The organism is Pusillimonas noertemannii, assembly GCF_003096595.1.
Classification (GTDB): Bacteria; Pseudomonadota; Gammaproteobacteria; order Burkholderiales; family Burkholderiaceae_B; genus Pusillimonas; species Pusillimonas noertemannii.
This window is the reverse complement of the sequence record NZ_QEKO01000003.1, coordinates 234,443-249,469: the sequence shown is the minus strand read 5'-3', so window position 1 is coordinate 249,469 and position 15,027 is coordinate 234,443. Positions and strand designations below refer to the sequence as shown.

General features: G+C 61.9%; 15 protein-coding genes. 11 read left to right on the top strand and 4 right to left on the bottom strand.

The window, feature by feature from the left end; translation table 11 throughout:
* The first annotated feature begins 8 nt into the window (after nt 1-8).
* The 3 genes from C7440_RS12280 (at nt 9) to C7440_RS12270 (ending at nt 3,722) form a co-directional block, all read left to right on the top strand.
* The gene (locus C7440_RS12280) at nt 9-1,205 is read left to right on the top strand and encodes a DegT/DnrJ/EryC1/StrS family aminotransferase (protein WP_116518751.1); all 1,197 of its coding nucleotides are present in this window, start codon (nt 9-11) and stop codon (nt 1,203-1,205) included.
* Complete coding sequence (locus tag C7440_RS12275) at nt 1,195-3,237, top strand: polysaccharide biosynthesis protein (protein ID WP_116518750.1); 2,043 nt, start codon at nt 1,195-1,197, stop codon at nt 3,235-3,237. Before C7440_RS12280 ends, C7440_RS12275 begins: the two co-directional genes overlap by 11 nt.
* A 167-nt stretch (nt 3,238-3,404) precedes the next feature.
* Entirely contained in the window at nt 3,405-3,722 is a 318-nt protein-coding gene (locus C7440_RS12270; protein WP_116518749.1) for a DUF4148 domain-containing protein, read from the top strand.
* A gap of 91 nt (nt 3,723-3,813) precedes the next feature.
* Here the strand turns inward: C7440_RS12270 and C7440_RS12265 are convergent, their stop codons facing one another.
* The 4 genes from C7440_RS12265 to hpaR form a co-directional block, all read right to left on the bottom strand.
* Complete coding sequence (locus C7440_RS12265; protein ID WP_116518748.1) at nt 3,814-4,317, bottom strand: flavin reductase; 504 nt, start codon at nt 4,315-4,317, stop codon at nt 3,814-3,816.
* Nucleotides 4,317-5,933 (bottom strand): 4-hydroxyphenylacetate 3-monooxygenase, oxygenase component, encoded by a 1,617-nt coding sequence (gene hpaB, locus C7440_RS12260; RefSeq protein WP_116518747.1) that lies wholly within the window; start codon nt 5,931-5,933, stop codon nt 4,317-4,319. The genes C7440_RS12265 and hpaB overlap by 1 nt, the downstream gene beginning before the upstream one ends.
* A 94-nt stretch (nt 5,934-6,027) precedes the next feature.
* Nucleotides 6,028-6,927, bottom strand: coding sequence for a 4-hydroxyphenylacetate catabolism regulatory protein HpaA (gene hpaA / locus C7440_RS12255; RefSeq protein ID WP_116518746.1), 900 nt, complete (start codon nt 6,925-6,927; stop codon nt 6,028-6,030).
* The gene (gene hpaR / locus C7440_RS12250) at nt 6,927-7,490 is read right to left on the bottom strand and encodes a homoprotocatechuate degradation operon regulator HpaR (protein ID WP_165832575.1); all 564 of its coding nucleotides are present in this window, start codon (nt 7,488-7,490) and stop codon (nt 6,927-6,929) included. Before hpaR ends, hpaA begins: the two co-directional genes overlap by 1 nt.
* 100 nt (nt 7,491-7,590) lie before the next feature.
* Between hpaR and C7440_RS12245 the strand changes: the two genes are divergently transcribed.
* Genes C7440_RS12245 through C7440_RS12210 form a run of 8 tightly spaced genes read left to right on the top strand, consistent with a single transcriptional unit; the run spans nt 7,591 to nt 14,971 of the window.
* On the top strand, nt 7,591-8,268 hold the full coding sequence (locus C7440_RS12245; protein ID WP_116518744.1) for a fumarylacetoacetate hydrolase family protein: 678 nt from the start codon (nt 7,591-7,593) through the stop codon (nt 8,266-8,268).
* Complete coding sequence (locus C7440_RS12240) at nt 8,265-9,032, top strand: fumarylacetoacetate hydrolase family protein (RefSeq protein ID WP_116518743.1); 768 nt, start codon at nt 8,265-8,267, stop codon at nt 9,030-9,032. Before C7440_RS12245 ends, C7440_RS12240 begins: the two co-directional genes overlap by 4 nt.
* Nucleotides 9,033-9,043: 11 nt before the next feature.
* Nucleotides 9,044-10,501 (top strand): 5-carboxymethyl-2-hydroxymuconate semialdehyde dehydrogenase, encoded by a 1,458-nt coding sequence (hpaE, locus tag C7440_RS12235; RefSeq protein WP_116518742.1) that lies wholly within the window; start codon nt 9,044-9,046, stop codon nt 10,499-10,501.
* Nucleotides 10,502-10,542: 41 nt separating this feature from the next.
* Nucleotides 10,543-11,412: a 3,4-dihydroxyphenylacetate 2,3-dioxygenase gene (gene hpaD / locus C7440_RS12230; protein WP_116518741.1), complete on the top strand. Its 870-nt coding sequence runs from the start codon at nt 10,543-10,545 to the stop codon at nt 11,410-11,412.
* 9 nt (nt 11,413-11,421) lie between these two features.
* Nucleotides 11,422-11,850: a 5-carboxymethyl-2-hydroxymuconate Delta-isomerase gene (locus C7440_RS12225; protein ID WP_116518740.1), complete on the top strand. Its 429-nt coding sequence runs from the start codon at nt 11,422-11,424 to the stop codon at nt 11,848-11,850.
* Between the two features lie 18 nt (nt 11,851-11,868).
* Complete coding sequence (hpaH, locus tag C7440_RS12220) at nt 11,869-12,672, top strand: 2-oxo-hept-4-ene-1,7-dioate hydratase (RefSeq protein ID WP_116518739.1); 804 nt, start codon at nt 11,869-11,871, stop codon at nt 12,670-12,672.
* A 27-nt stretch (nt 12,673-12,699) separates the two neighbouring features.
* Nucleotides 12,700-13,500, top strand: coding sequence for an HpcH/HpaI aldolase family protein (locus C7440_RS12215; protein ID WP_116518738.1), 801 nt, complete (start codon nt 12,700-12,702; stop codon nt 13,498-13,500).
* Nucleotides 13,501-13,504: 4 nt separating this feature from the next.
* Nucleotides 13,505-14,971 carry an NAD-dependent succinate-semialdehyde dehydrogenase gene (locus C7440_RS12210; RefSeq protein WP_116518737.1) on the top strand — a complete coding sequence of 489 codons (1,467 nt, stop codon included), beginning with the start codon at nt 13,505-13,507 and terminating at the stop codon, nt 14,969-14,971.
* Nucleotides 14,972-15,027 lie beyond the last annotated feature (56 nt).

Genomic DNA, 15,027 nt, shown 5'->3' with positions numbered 1-15,027 from the left:
TACAGACCATGCTCAATACTTCTTTTTCGCCCTGGCCCAGCTATACCGACGAGGAAATCCAGGCCGTCGGCAACGTACTGCGTTCCAACAAGGTCAATTATTGGACCGGTCAGGAAGGCCGCTTGTTCGAAACGGAATTTGCCGGCTGGGCCGGCTGCGCCCACGCCGTGGCGCTGGGCAACGGTACTCAGGCGCTCGAAGCTGCACTGATGGCTCTGGACGTGGGGCCGGGCGACGAAGTCATCGTCACGCCGCGCACCTTCCTGGCCTCGGCATCGTGCGTCGTGCGGGCGGGCGCCACACCCGTGTTCGCCGACGTCGACTGCGACTCGCAGAACCTCACGGCGCAAACCATTTCCGCCGTGCTTACGCCGCGCACCCGAGCCGTGATATGCGTTCATCTGGCAGGCTGGCCCTGCGACATGGATCCCATCATGGAGCTGGCCCGCCAGCATGACCTGGCCGTCATCGAAGACTGCGCCCAGGCCCATGGCGCCCGCTACAAGAACCGGCCCGTCGGCTCCATCGGCCACATAGGCGCATGGTCATTCTGCCAGGACAAGATCATGACCACGGGCGGCGAAGGCGGCATGGTCACCACCAACGACCAGGGTCTGTGGCGCAAGATCTGGGCCTACAAGGACCATGGCAAAAGCTGGGAGGCGGTGCACGAGCGCAAGCATCCGCCCGGCTTTCGCTGGCTGCACGAAAGCTTCGGCACCAACTGGCGCATGCAGGAAACCCAGGCCGCCATCGGCCGCATCCAGCTTCAGCGCATGCCCGAGTGGCATGAACGCAGGCTGACCAATGCGCGCCGCATATGGAATGCGGCGCGCCGCATTCCCGGCCTGCGCGCACCCAGGGTGCCCGGCTATTGCCAGCACGCCGCCTACAAATGCTATGTCTTCGTCGAGCCAGAACGCCTGGACGAAGGCTGGAGCCGCGACCGCATCATCCAGGAAATCAATGCGCGCGGCGTGCCCTGCTACCAGGGGTCGTGCTCCGAGGTCTACCTGGAGAAAGCCTTCGACGGCACGGGCTGGCGCCCCGCCCGGCCCCTGCCGGTAAGCCGCGAACTGGGCGAAACCGCCCTGATGTTCCTGGTTCATCCCACCCTGGACGAACACGAAATAACGCAAACCTGCATGGCGCTGGCCGAAGTCATGCGCCAGGCAACAAGTACGGAAATCCATCATGGACAGTGAACGAATCCTGCACGTCCATAGCCATGCGCTGAGGGAACGGCTGCTGAGGCTTTCGCCGCGCAGCAAGCGCATGCTGCAGATCGCCGTGGACGTGCTGCTCATCTGGCTGGCGCTGTGGCTGGCGTTTGTCATACGGCTGGGCGACGCCAGCATCGTGCAGCCCCTCGGCGTTCATGCATGGCTGTTCACCGCCGCCCCGCTCACGGCCATACCCCTCTTCCTGCGCTGCGGCCTGTACCGCACCGTCATGCGCTATCTCGGCCCCCAGGCCCTGGTCGCCATAGGCCGGGTCGTGACCGCGGCTGCGGCCCTGCTTGCCGCCGTCGTATACCTGTATGGCGACTCGCCCGCCGTCGTACCGCGATCCACCATCGTCATCTACTGGCTGCTGAGCCTGCTCTTCATCGGCGGACTGCGCGTGCTGGTGCGCCACTACTTCAACGACGTGCAGTTCGGCGAACATACCCTGCCCCTCATACCCAATGGCGGCCGGCGCAGGGAAGAACGCCCCAGGGTGGTGATCTACGGGGCCGGAGCCGCGGGCAACCAGCTACTGCAGGCCTTGCGCCTTGGCGGCGAACTGCTGGCCGTGGGCTTCCTGGATGACAACAAAGAGCTGGCCGGACGCCTTATGGCCGGCCTGCAGGTGTATTCGCCCGATGACCTGGACTTCATGCTGCGCGACACCGACGCACAGGAAATCCTGCTGGCCATTCCCTCGGCCTCGCGTGCGCGCCGTAACGAAATCGTCGACGTGCTGGCGAAGCATTCCGTACCCGTGCGCACCCTGCCCGGGCTGATGGACCTGGCCTCGGGGAGGGTCCGGGTCGAGACGCTGCGCGAAGTGCAGATCGACGACCTGCTGGGCCGCGAACCCGTCGCGCCCGACCAGGCCCTCTTCGCGCGCTGCATCGACCAGCAGGTGGTCATGGTGACAGGAGCGGGAGGCTCCATAGGCTCGGAGCTATGCCGGCAGATCGTGCGGCGCTCGCCTCGCGCCCTGATCCTGTTCGAGCACTCCGAGTTCGGCCTGTACGCCATTCAGCGCGAGCTCGAAGAACACCTGCGGCATGCCGACCTGGCCATACGCATCGTTCCGGTGCTGGGCTCGGTACGCAACCCGACCCGTCTGCTCGACGCCATGGAGGCCTGGCAAGTCGACACCATTTACCATGCCGCCGCCTACAAGCACGTGCCCATGGTCGAGAACAACATCGCCGAAGGCATCGTCAACAACACCTTCGGCACCCTTTATGCCGCGCAGGCCGCCCTGCGCGCGGGCGTAAGCAACTTCGTGCTGGTCTCCACCGACAAGGCCGTGCGCCCCACCAATGTCATGGGCGGCACCAAACGCATGGCAGAACTTGTGCTGCAGGCCCTTGCAAAGGAAGAGCGGCCCGTTCCATACGGCAAGCGCGACGACGCCATCGACAACCGCACCCGCTTCACCATGGTGCGCTTCGGCAATGTGCTGGGCTCGTCGGGTTCGGTCATTCCCCTGTTCAAGCAGCAGATCCGCCAGGGAGGCCCCGTAACCGTTACCGACCCCGAGATCACGCGCTACTTCATGACCATACCCGAGGCCGCCCAGCTGGTGATCCAGGCTGGCTCCATGGGCCAGGGCGGCGACGTCTTCGTACTGGACATGGGCGAGCCGGTGAAGATCGCCAAGCTGGCCGAAAAGATGATCCAGCTTTCTGGCCTGAGCGTGCGCCACCCCGGCAATGCGGACGGCGACATCGAGATCCGCTACACCGGCCTGCGCCCCGGCGAGAAGCTCTATGAAGAACTGTTGATCGGCGACAATGTGTCGCCTACCGACCATCCCATGATCATGCGCGCCAACGAAAAAGACATGCCTTGGGAAGCGCTGAAGGCCGCCCTGGCAGAGCTGGACGGCGCCATTCGCAATGATGACTATCCGCGCTCGCGCGAGCTGTTCTACCAGTTGGTGGACGGGTACCAGGCCAGCGGAGAAATCGTGGACCTGATCTATCGCGAACGCAGGTCGGGGAGCCGCGTCTCGACATAATTAATAATAAAAATGGAATAGTAAATGCCAGTTTGGTGTATTTTTATTCCTTTATTTGAAACAGTTAAAGTTTCCCACATGGACCAGGCAGACAGCAATCTCGCCGAAAGCCACTGGAACACACCCCTAACTGTTTTGATAATCAACGATTTTAAAGGAAATACACCATGACACGCACTCAAGTCTCCGCCATTGCTATCGCTCTCGGTACTTTGCTTGCCGGCCAGGCTATGGCCGCCGACAATGGCCCCACAACCCGCGCCCAGGTCAAGGCTGAACTGGCCGAAGCCGTACGCACGGGCAACATCCTGCACCACAGCGGTCAACGCATGAACGAGGTCTACTCGGCCGCCTATTCCTCCGAGCAGAATGTGGCCTCGAAGAGCCGGGAACAGGTCAAGCAAGAACTGGCTGACGCCGTTCGCACCGGCGACATCGCCCACTACAGCGGGCAGCACATGAATGAAATTTACGTGCAGGGCTGATCAAGCATCGACCCGCCGAAGACAAGCCTGCGGGTGTCCCGCTTTTGAACGAGAACCCACGCTGCACCCGCAGCGCCATCTTCCTTCGCGGCTATACCGAAGAAACTCGATGGAAAAGCCGGTCGAAATACACCAGCCCATCCCTGCCGCCAGGATGCACGCCGATATCCAGGGCCTCGACCAGCATGACGGTGTGGCTGCCCACTTCGTCGGCGCGCACGATGTCACCTTGGAAAGTAGCCAGTGCGCTTTGCAGCATGGGCAGTCCCAAGGGAGAGCTGACCCAGTCTTCGGACACGAAACGATCGTCCATGGGTACGCCTGTCTGGCCCGCGAAATCGCGCGCAAGCCCCTCGTGATCGGCGCTTAGCACATTGACGCACAGGCGGCCGTTGGCCTTGAAAACGGCGTTCATGGCGCTGGACCGGTTCAGGCACACCAGCAGCGTGGGCGGCGCGTCGGTGACCGAGCACACCGCCGTTGCGGTAACGCCGCAACGCCCGCCCACGCCATCGCTGCTTACCACCGAGACGGCGGCGCCCATGCGGGCCATGGCGTTGCGAAACAACGCGGGCCGTGTGTCGGGGGCGTCCATCAGCCGCTCCGCGATTGGCCGCTTGCGTATTGGTCGCGCAAACGGTCCAGCACGTTCAGGTCGTCATTGTTGTGCAGGTGCGGCACGCACCAGCCGTCCTGATCGTAATCGGACAAACACTGGTCCACGAGTTCGGTCATTTTTCCCAGGGTTCCCGAACCCTGGGCGTGCCTCAGGCACTGCATGCGAACCTCGTCATGGCTGCCCGCGTAATTGATCTCGTAAAGCTCATGGCGCCCGCCAAACTCGCTGCCGATGGCGTCCCACAACAACTTGAGGATCTTGATCCGCTCGACGTGGTCTATGCCGCCGGACCCGCGCACATACTTCGCCAAATAAGCATCGATGGTTGGGTTCCGAATGTCGCGCGACCCCGAAGGCAGGTAGATCAGGCCGCTGGCCACGATTTCTTCGATGCTTTTCTTGATGGCGGGATAAGCCTGCGACGACAACACGCGGTAGCTGTGCTGCGCGGCCTGGCAAGGCGTCCAGCTGCCGTTGTGCCACGAGTCGGCATTGCCCACCATGGCCTCGGTCAGCGACCAGAACATATTACGCCAGGCGAAGATCTCGCCCACCGAAGTCTGCACTCCTCGGAATTCCAGCGTGCCCGTGCACTTGAGCGCCTTCACCAGCAAGCCGCAGATGAAATCGAGCTTGACGGCGAACCGGGTGCACGCCTGCATGGGAAACAATCGGCCGAACCCTCCTTGCGGAAACCAGCTGCGGCAGCGCTCCAGGTCGCGGTAGATGAGCACGTTTTCCCAAGGGATGAAAGCATTGTCGAAGACAAGAATGGCGTCGTTCTCGTCGAAACGGCTTGAAAGCGGATAGTCGAAGGGCGAGCCCATGGCGCCGGCCGCCAGTTCGTACGAAGGCCGGCAAATAAGCTTCACGCCCGGCACGTCCATGCCGGCGATGAACATCAAGGCCATGTCGGTGTTGTCGCCCAGCAGGCCGGCCGAGCCCTGGCCGATGAAGTTGTAGTGTGTCAGGGCCGACCCGGTGGCCACCACCTTGGCCCCGCTTACGTAGATGCCGGCATCGGTTTCACGGTCGACGGAGACGAAGACGTCCTTGACTTCTTCAACCGGCTTGTCCCGGTCGATGGGGGGATTCACGATGGCATGGTTCAGGAACAGGCATGACTCTTGTATGCGCTTGTACCAGGTGCGGGCGTTCTGCTCGAAGGGCCCGTAGTATTCGGGCACGATGCCCAAGGCAATGCCAAAGGCCGCCTTGTAGTCGGGCGTGCGCCCCATCCAGCCGTAGCTCAAGCGCGACCAGTCGGCAATGGCGTCGCGCTGCTCGCGCAGCTCTTGCACCGAGCGTGCAAAGCGGAAGAATTTGTGGGTGTAGCCGTTGTTGCCGGTATCGGTCGGGCAGCATAAAGCGTCTTTGTGCGCGGGGTCGTGCAAGGCGTCATAGATGCGCGCCATCGAGGCCGCCGAATTTCGGAAGGCGGGATGCGTCGTGACGTCGTCTACGCGATCCCCATAAATGTATATTTCGCGGCCATCGCGCAATGATTGAAGGTATTCAGCGCCCGTGAACGGGCGCGTCTTGTCGGCCCGGACGTCCTCGGGCAGCGCCTTGGGAAAATCGGCTGGTTTCATGCATGTCTCCTGTTTTTATGAATGGAATATGGCTACATGATGCTATCGAACGGACCCAGGCCCAATGCACGCAAGCCGGAACCTTTGGTACTTTTCATGGGTTTCGGCCTCGCATGCGGGCGCGCCAGCTTCCCGGCGGCAGTTGTGCATGCTGGCGAAAGAAGCGGCTGAAATAGGACACATCCCTGAAGCCCAGGTCGTAGGCGATCTGGGTCACCGGGGCCGAGGAAAACAGCAGCAGGCGCTTCGCCTCCTGCATCAGGCGATCATGGACAAAGCGTTTTGAGGGCAGGTCGCCCACCCGTCGGCATATGTCGTTCAGGCGGGTTTCCGTCACGCTCAATGCTTGGGCATAGCGGCTTAGTTGCCAGTGCTCCCGGTAGCTTTCTTCGATCAGCTGATTGAACTCGCGAAAGATCCGCACGTCCACCTGCCGCAAGTCGCGGCTGGGCATGGCCTGTACCGCCGCGCACGACAGGCGCGCCATGGTCACGAAGGCCAGCCGCGCCAGGGCCAGCAGATTCAGTTCGCGCACGGCCTCGGCCCCCGAGAACTCGGCACGGACCAACTCGAAGTAGCCGAACAGTCGATGCACCTGGGGATCGGATTCATCGAGTTCCATGCAGAACGCCTGGTTCAGGCGCCGCTCGACCATGCCGCCCGGGTCTTCGCTGAAAAGGGATTGCAGCACGTGCTGCCGCACCGAAAGCACGTGCCCCTCGGCATCGTCGCTAAGCACAAAGGCATGCGTCATTGCGGGCGGGGTATGGAAGAACGCGGGCGCGCGGGCGTGGTAGTGCAGATCGTCCAGGCGCAAGCGCACCTCGCCCCTGAGCATCAGATGAACCTGGAAGACCCCGGCATGCCGATGCGCCGCCATATTGTGGCCGAAGAAGTCGGCCAGCCGGCCCAGACCCTCACAATGCACGTCGGCGTCTTCATCGCGAAGGTCGAAGACGCGGCCGAAATCGATATTGGGAATGGAGTTGGCCATCACGACATCGGGCTGGCCCTGCTCTTGCCGCGGCGAGCGCCGGCGGCGCCACGCTTGGCGGCCGCCTTGGCGGGCGGACGCACGGCGGATTCCGGCAGATCTATCTGCGCCACCTGGCCATTGTCATGGGCAAGAAAAAGGTCCAGCGCTTCGTACAGATTGCGAACGGTATCGGCGCCCACGCTCTTCTCGAGATTGGCGTACTGCTGCTCGACCAAGGGGGCAATCGCGGCGATCAGTGCCTGGCTGCTGTCGGTCAGCGCAACCAGGATGCGCCGCTGATCGGTATCGACCCGATTGCGGTCGACCAGTTGCATGGCTTCCATGCGCGCCAGCACGCCCGCCAGGCTTGGACTCAAGATGTGGCAGGTGGCGCAGATTTGCCACTGCTCCATGGGCGCCCCGTTGTCGTAGATAGCCCGGATCACCCGCCATTGCTGCTCGGTCAAACCATGGTGGTTCAAGATGCGGCGGAAATTTCCCATTAAACGCTCGCGCGCCTGAAGCAGCAGCAAGGCCAGGTTGCGGTGCTTCAAGGCGGGGTTGAGTTCAGGAGTATTCATGCGTAGTGTGACCTGCACCATTGACAATCTAATATATTAGCAATTAAATTAGGGAACATATTAGTTAATTAACACAGCAACTGCGAGGAAGACAAGCCCCATGCATGCCCCCACAAACCCGGCGCCCCAAGCGGGAACCGTCTACGGCGTCGTATTGAACGACCGCGGCTCGGTCGAGCGCATGGGTGCAGCGCTGCTTGAAGCGCCCTACAAGGCCCAGCCCAAGGCGCCCATTCTGTACATCAAGCCCGCCAACACGTTCGCCACCGATGGAGCGCAGGTAATTCTTCCAGGCGGCGCGGAAAAAGTGGAAATCGGCGCCACCGTGGGCGTGGTCATGGGCAGGCCTGCCTCCCGCGTCGCTTCCAAAGACGCATCCGCCTTCATCGCGGGCTATATCGTGGCGGCCGACCTCAGCCTGCCCCACACCAGCTACTATCGCCCCGCCATACGCGAAAAATGCTTCGACGGTTCTTGCATCCTGGGCGCCCCCGTAGCCGCCAGTCGCGTTTCCGACCCCGCAGGCCTGAGCATCCGCACGACGATAAACGGCATAGATGCTGACCAATTCGACTTGGCCAGCCTGGTGCGCGGCGTGCCCGAACTCTTGCGCGACGTCAGCGAGTTCATGACCTTGTCCGCCGGCGACATCTTGCTTGTGGGCGTGAAATGGCAGGCCCCCACGGCAGCGCCCGGCGATCATGTTTCCGTGATCAGCGACGTACTTGGCACGATTCAATTTTCCATCGATCAAACGCGCCACCAGGAGGCCGCATGAAAAAGGGCCGCGTTTATTTCAACGGAGCCATCCATCAGGTCACGCTTGCCCAAGACGGAAGCGTGCGACTGCCCGACGGCACCGCGCTGGCCGAAGAGCAGGCGCACTGGCTGCCTCCCGTCCAGGCAGGCACGATTTTCGCGCTGGGCCTGAACTACGCGGACCATGCCCGCGAGCTCGCCTTCAAGGCCCCAGAACAGCCCCTGGTCTTTCTGAAAGGCCCCAACGCGCTGATCGGCCACCGGGCTCACACCGCGCGCCCCCATGACGCCGAATACATGCATTACGAGTGCGAACTGGCCGTGGTCATCGGTAAGCAAGCCCGCAACGTGTCGCAACAAGACGCCTACGACTACATCGCCGGCTATACGGTGGCCAACGACTACGCCATCCGCGACTACCTCGAGAACTACTACCGCCCCAACCTGCGCGTAAAGAACCGTGACGGCTGCACGCCCATCGGCCCATGGCTGGTCGATGCGGCAGACGTCCCCGACCCGATGGATCTAGTCCTTAGCACATCGGTCAACGGCAAGGAAACCCAACGCGGAACAACCCGGGACATGGTCTTCAGCATTCCCTGGCTAATTGAATATCTGTCCGCCATCATGACGCTCTCGCCCGGCGACATCATTCTTACCGGCACGCCCGAAGGCCTGGCCAATGTCGTGGCCGGCGACGAAGTGGTTACCGAAATCGAAGGCGTCGGCCGCCTGGTCAATTTCCTGGCCGACGACCGCAGTCCCTCACTTTCTTCAGTCTGAACAGCAGGCCCATCATGATCAAACACCTCATCAACGGAAAAAAGGTCGAGAGCCGCGAGACCTTCGAAAGCCTCAACCCGGCCAACAACGAAACCGTGGCCGAAGTCGCCCGCGGCGGCGAGGCTGAAATCAATGCGGCGGTCCAGGCCGCCAAAGAGGCTTTTCCAGGCTGGGCCGGCAAACCCGCCGCCGAGCGGGCAAAGCTCATGCACCGTCTGGGCGAGCTGATAACGCAGAACGTACCCGAACTGGCCGAAATGGAAACCCGCGACACCGGTCAAGTGATCGGGCAAACCAAGAAGGCGCTGGTTCCCCGTGCCGCCGACAACTTTCATTTCTTCGCCGAACTTGCAAAGCACATGGACGGCGAAAGCTATCAGTCGGATACCGGGCACCTGAACTACACCATGTGGAACCCCGTGGGCGTATGCGCACTGATTTCCCCCTGGAACGTGCCCTTCATGACCGCCACCTGGAAAACAGCGCCTTGCCTTGCGCTGGGCAACACCGCGGTATTGAAGATGTCGGAACTGTCTCCCATGACGGCCGATCGCCTGGGCGAACTGGCGCTCGAAGCCGGCATTCCGGCCGGTGTCTTCAATATTGTTCACGGCTATGGGGCCGAGACCGGCGAGCCCCTGGTGCGCCACCCCGACGTGCGCTCTATTTCTTTCACAGGCAGCACCGTAACCGGCAACCGCATCGTGCAGCAGGCCGGCCTGAAGAAGTTCTCGATGGAACTGGGCGGAAAATCGCCTTTCATCGTCTTTGACGACGCCGACTACGAACGCGCGCTCGACGCCGCCGTGTTCATGATTTTTTCGAACAACGGCGAGCGCTGCACGGCCGGCTCGCGCATTCTGGTTCAACGAGGCATCTACGACAAGTTCGTCGCCGACTTCACCGCGCGCGCCTCGCGCCTGTCCGTGGGCGACCCGCTCGACCCGAACACCATCGTCGGCCCCATGATCAGCCGCGACCACCAGAAGAAGGTCATGCACTACATAGAACTGGGCCGGAAAGAAGGCGCACGCATCACTTTTGGCGGCGGCACGCCCGACCTTCCCGCGCATCTCAAAAACGGCAACTGGGTCCAGCCCACGGTGTTCGCCGACGTGGACAACCGCATGAAGATCGCCCAGGACGAAATCTTCGGGCCGGTTCCCTGCCTTATACCCTTTGCCACCGAAGAAGATGCGCTGCGCATTGCCAACGACACGCAATATGGCTTGTCTTCCTATGTATGGACCGAAAGCACGGGGCGCGCGCTGCGCATGGGTAAGGGCGTGGAAGCCGGCATGGTCTTCATCAACAGCCAGAACGTACGCGACCTGCGCCAGCCTTTCGGCGGGGTAAAGGCTTCGGGCACCGGGCGCGAGGGCAACCACTACAGCTTTGAAGTGTTCGCCGAAGCCAAGAACGTCTGCGTTTCCTACGGCAGCCACCCCATTCCGCGCTGGGGCGTATAAGCGGGTCACAACTCATAGTTCAGAACGGAGGCACCCACGTCATGGGCAAACTAGCTTTGGCAGCAAAAATCACCCACGTCCCGTCGCTCTACCTGTCGGAACTGGACGGCCCCCACAAGGGTTGCCGCCAAGCCGCCATCGACGGCCATCACGAAATTGGCCGTCGCTGCCGCGAGCTGGGCGTGGACACCATCGTGGTCTTCGACGTGCACTGGCTCGTCAATTCCGAATACCACATCAACTGTGCTCCCTCGTTCAAGGGCGTCTATACCAGCAACGAGTTGCCGCACTTCATCAAGAACATGCCTTACGAGTACCCCGGCAACCCCGAGCTCGGGCACCTTATTGCCGACGTCGCCAACAAAATGGGCGTCGCGTCGCGAGCCCACAGTGAAACCACTCTGGGCCTGGAGTACGGGACCCTGGTGCCTATGCGCTACATGAACAGCGACCAGCATTTCAAGGTCATCGGCGTGTCGGGTTGGTGCGCCTGGCACGACCTTCAAGAAAGCGCGAGGTTTGGTCTGGCTGTGCGCAAGGCCATCGAAGAGCGCTACCAGGGCACCGTGGCCGTATTTGCCAGCGGTTCGCTGTCACACCACTTTGCCAACAACGGTACGGCGCCCGAATACATGCACAAAGTCTTCGACCCCTTTCTCGAAGCGGTCGACCATAGCGTGGTCGACATGTGGAAGCAAGGCGACTGGAACACGTTTCTGGACATGCTGCCCATGTACAACGAAAAATGCTGGGGTGAAGGCGGCATGCACGACACGGCCATGCTGCTGGGGCTGCTGGGCGGCCGCGACTACGACAAAGGGGTCGAGATTATTACCCCTTACTTCGGCAGTTCGGGCACAGGCCAGATCAATGCCATTTTCCCCGTTACCCCTCTGAAAACCCCTGCCTGAGGCCACGCCATGCCCCATCTCACTTTGGAGTATTCCGCCAACCTGCATCCGCAGGGCGAGCTCAAGCCTCTATGCGATAAGCTGGCGCGTTGCCTGCTCGCACAAAAGGCGGACGGCAAAGCTGTTTATCCCATCGGGGGCATTCGCGTCCGGGTCCTGCGTGCCGATGACTACTGCGTAGGCGACGGCGGCCTTGAGGCGGCCTTTGTACACGGCACCCTGAAAATAGGGGCGGGCCGCAGCGAGCAAACCAAGACCTCGACCGGCGAAGCGCTTTTCGCTGTCATGAAAGAGCACTTCGCCCAAATCTACGAACAGACCGGCCTCGCCCTCTCTTTGGAAATCGTCGAGTTCAGCGAGACCGGAACCTGGAAACACAATAATCTACATGCCCGCTTCCGCGCTCAAAACGACGCCGCGAGCGGCTCTTCCCACTAACCAGTCCAGACGACAACTATGCTGCCAGAAAGCACCATCAAGAATCTCGCCGCCCAACTTCATCGAGCCGAAAAAGAGCGTGTCCAGCTGCGCCACTTCTCGCAGGCGCACCCTGAAATGACGGTCGAAGACGGCTATGCCATCCAGCGCGAATGGGTCAAACTCAAACTGGCTGAAGGGCGGGTCGTAAAGGGACGCAAAATAGGCCTTACGTCGCGCGCCATGCAACAGTCGTCGCAAATAGACGAACCCGACTATGCGCCGCTGCTGGATGACATGTTCTTCGAGCAGGGCGGCGACATTCCCTTCGACCGCTTTATTGCGCCGCGCGTCGAGGTCGAACTGGCCTTTGTCCTGGGAAAACCCCTGGAAGGTCCCGGCATCACCATTTTTGACGTCCTGTCTGCCACCGAATATGTTACGCCGGCGCTCGAGATCATCGATGCCCGCATCGAGCAGTTCGACCGCGACACGCAGGCGCCGCGCAAGGTGTTCGACACCATTTCCGATTTCGCCGCCAATGCGGGCATTGTCGTGGGCGGCCGCCCCATCAAACCTGACAGCATCGATCTGCGATGGATAGGCGCCATGCTTTATCGCAATGGCGTCATCGAAGAAACCGGCCTGGCGGCGGGGGTGCTTAATCATCCGGCCAATGGATGCGCCTGGCTGGCCAACAAAATCTCCCCCTACGGCGAACGCCTCAATGCTGGCGACGTCGTGCTGGGCGGCTCTTTTACGCGCCCTACCAAGGCTTCGCGAGGCGACGTCTTCCAGGCCGATTACGGCAAGCTGGGCCAGATCTCCTTTCGTTTCGTCTAGCCAGCCCTACCACCCGCGAGAATTTCCATGCAGATGCCCACCAATAAGTTCAAGCAGGCGCTCGCGCAGCGCCGCCCCCAGTTCGGCCTTTTCATGGGCCTGGCCAACCCGATCAGCGCGGAGATCCTGGCCACCTGCGGCTATGACTTCCTTCTGATCGACGCCGAACATGGCCTGAACGACACGCGCTGCGTCCAGACCCAGTTGCAAGCCATGGCCCCTTATCCTGTGCAGTGCCTGGTCCGGCCCGCCAGCCATGACCCGGCGCTGATCAAGCAAATACTGGGAACAGGTGTCCAGACCTTGCTCGTGCCCATGGTGGACACCGCCGAGCACGCTCGGGCGATCGTATCTTCCATGCACTACCCTCCGAAGGGCATACGAGGCGTGGGCACGGGGCTCGAACGAGGCGCCCGTTGGAACGCAATTTCCGATTACTTCGCCAAAGGAGCCGAGGAACTCTGCCTGATCGTGCAGATCGAATCTCGCACTGCGCTCGAGAACCTGGATGAAATTGCTGCCGTCGAAGGCGTCGACGCCGTATTCATCGGCCCCTCGGACCTGGCGGCCTCGTTAGGCTACCTGGGGCGGGTTTCGCATCCCGACGTCAAGGCCGCCATCGAAGACGCCCTGACGCGCATTGCCAGCCACGGCAAGGCCGCCGGCGTGTTTTGCGCCGATGCAAGCCTGGCTGCTTCGTATCAGGCCAGCGGCGCCCACTTCGTCGCACTGGGCGCCGACACAGGCTTGCTGCGCAGCGCAGCCATAAAGCTGCTCGACAGCGTCCAGCCCCAGTCAGGCAACGCCAACGTCGGAGCGGGATATTAACGCCATGAGCCACAACCCTCTTGAACTGAGCGATGCGGGCCTGCTGCGACAGCACTGCTACGTGGATGGGCAATGGATAGCCGCCGACGGCAGCGCCTCGCTCGACGTACACAACCCTGCCACCGGCAAGCTCATCGCCCAGGTTCCATTGCTGGGCGCCGCCGAAACCCAGCGCGCCATTCGGGCGGCCGAACACGCCTTACCCGCCTGGAAGCGCAAAACAGCGGCCGAGCGGTCACGTCTGCTGCAAAACTGGTTCCAGCTATTGCTGCAGCACCAAGAAGACCTCGCTCGCCTCATGACCTTGGAGCAAGGAAAGCCCCTGGCCGAGTCCCGAGGCGAAATCGCCTATGCAGCCTCATTCATCGAATGGTTCGCCGAAGAAGGAAAACGCGCCTACGGCGATGTCATTCCCTCGCCCTTTCAAGACCGGCGACTGCTGGCCATCAAGCAGCCGGTGGGCGTATGCGCCGCCATCACGCCCTGGAACTTTCCCTCGGCCATGATCACCCGCAAGGCCGCCCCCGCGCTGGCGGCGGGCTGCACCATCGTGGTCAAGCCGGCCGAACTCACGCCGCTTTCCGCCCTGGCCCTGGCCGTGCTGGCCGAACGGGCGGGCATCCCCGCAGGCGTATTCAACGTCGTGACCGGCGACCCGGTCGCCATCGGCGGCGAACTCACTTCCAGCCCCGTCGTTCAAAAGCTTTCGTTTACAGGCTCTACAGAAGTGGGCCGGCTGTTGATGGCCCAATGCGCGCCCACCATCAAGAAGCTGTCGCTCGAGCTGGGCGGCAACGCGCCCTTCATCGTATTCGACGATGCCGACGTCGATGCGGCCGTCAAAGGCGCCATCGCATCCAAGTACCGCAATACCGGGCAAACCTGCGTCTGCAGCAACCGGTTCCTGGTGCAGGCCGGCATCCATGATGAATTCGTAGAGAAGCTGGCCCAGGCCGTCGCCCTGATGCAAGTGGGAGACGGCATGGAAGATGGCGTGGTGCAAGGCCCCCTTATCAATGAAGCCGCTGTACAGAAAGTAGAGCGGCTGATCGCCGACGTCCAGAAGAAAGGCGGGCGCATCGCCATCGGAGGCAAGCGCCACGCGCTGGGCGGCTTATGGTTCGAACCCACCGTGCTCACCGGCGTCACCCCCGACATGGACGTGGCCCGGCAAGAGATCTTCGGCCCCGTGGCGCCGGTCTTCAAGTTCCAGGATGAGCAGCAGGCCATAGACATGGCCAACGATACCGAATTCGGCCTGGCCGCCTATATGTACAGCAACGACATGGCGCGCATCTGGCGGGTGTCGGAAGCGCTGGAATACGGCATGGTGGGCATCAACACCGGCCTGATCTCCACCGAAGTCGCCCCGTTCGGGGGCATCAAGAACTCGGGGCTGGGCCGCGAAGGTTCGCGCCACGGCCTGGACGACTACCTGGAGCTCAAGTATCTGGCCATAGGTGGATTGTAGGCAACAGCTTGCATGGCGTGTAGCAGCCTGCGCGCCAATAGCAGTTGATCAGGCCC

What these genes read in the sequence shown, in the direction of transcription:
- hpaR (WP_165832575.1), bottom strand. Translation starts at nt 7,490, where the DNA reads ATGAATACTCCTGAACTCAACCCCGCCTTGAAGCACCGCAACCTGGCC.
- C7440_RS12265 (WP_116518748.1), bottom strand. Translation starts at nt 4,317, where the DNA reads ATGGACGCCCCCGACACACGGCCCGCGTTGTTTCGCAACGCCATGGCC.
- C7440_RS12245 (WP_116518744.1), top strand. Translation starts at nt 7,591, where the DNA reads ATGCATGCCCCCACAAACCCGGCGCCCCAAGCGGGAACCGTCTACGGC.
- C7440_RS12275 (WP_116518750.1), top strand. Translation starts at nt 1,195, where the DNA reads ATGGACAGTGAACGAATCCTGCACGTCCATAGCCATGCGCTGAGGGAA.
- C7440_RS12280 (WP_116518751.1), top strand. Translation starts at nt 9, where the DNA reads ATGCTCAATACTTCTTTTTCGCCCTGGCCCAGCTATACCGACGAGGAA.
- C7440_RS12270 (WP_116518749.1), top strand. Translation starts at nt 3,405, where the DNA reads ATGACACGCACTCAAGTCTCCGCCATTGCTATCGCTCTCGGTACTTTG.
- C7440_RS12210 (WP_116518737.1), top strand. Translation starts at nt 13,505, where the DNA reads ATGAGCCACAACCCTCTTGAACTGAGCGATGCGGGCCTGCTGCGACAG.
- hpaH (WP_116518739.1), top strand. Translation starts at nt 11,869, where the DNA reads ATGCTGCCAGAAAGCACCATCAAGAATCTCGCCGCCCAACTTCATCGA.
- C7440_RS12225 (WP_116518740.1), top strand. Translation starts at nt 11,422, where the DNA reads ATGCCCCATCTCACTTTGGAGTATTCCGCCAACCTGCATCCGCAGGGC.
- hpaA (WP_116518746.1), bottom strand. Translation starts at nt 6,927, where the DNA reads ATGGCCAACTCCATTCCCAATATCGATTTCGGCCGCGTCTTCGACCTT.
- C7440_RS12240 (WP_116518743.1), top strand. Translation starts at nt 8,265, where the DNA reads ATGAAAAAGGGCCGCGTTTATTTCAACGGAGCCATCCATCAGGTCACG.
- hpaD (WP_116518741.1), top strand. Translation starts at nt 10,543, where the DNA reads ATGGGCAAACTAGCTTTGGCAGCAAAAATCACCCACGTCCCGTCGCTC.
- C7440_RS12215 (WP_116518738.1), top strand. Translation starts at nt 12,700, where the DNA reads ATGCAGATGCCCACCAATAAGTTCAAGCAGGCGCTCGCGCAGCGCCGC.
- hpaB (WP_116518747.1), bottom strand. Translation starts at nt 5,933, where the DNA reads ATGAAACCAGCCGATTTTCCCAAGGCGCTGCCCGAGGACGTCCGGGCC.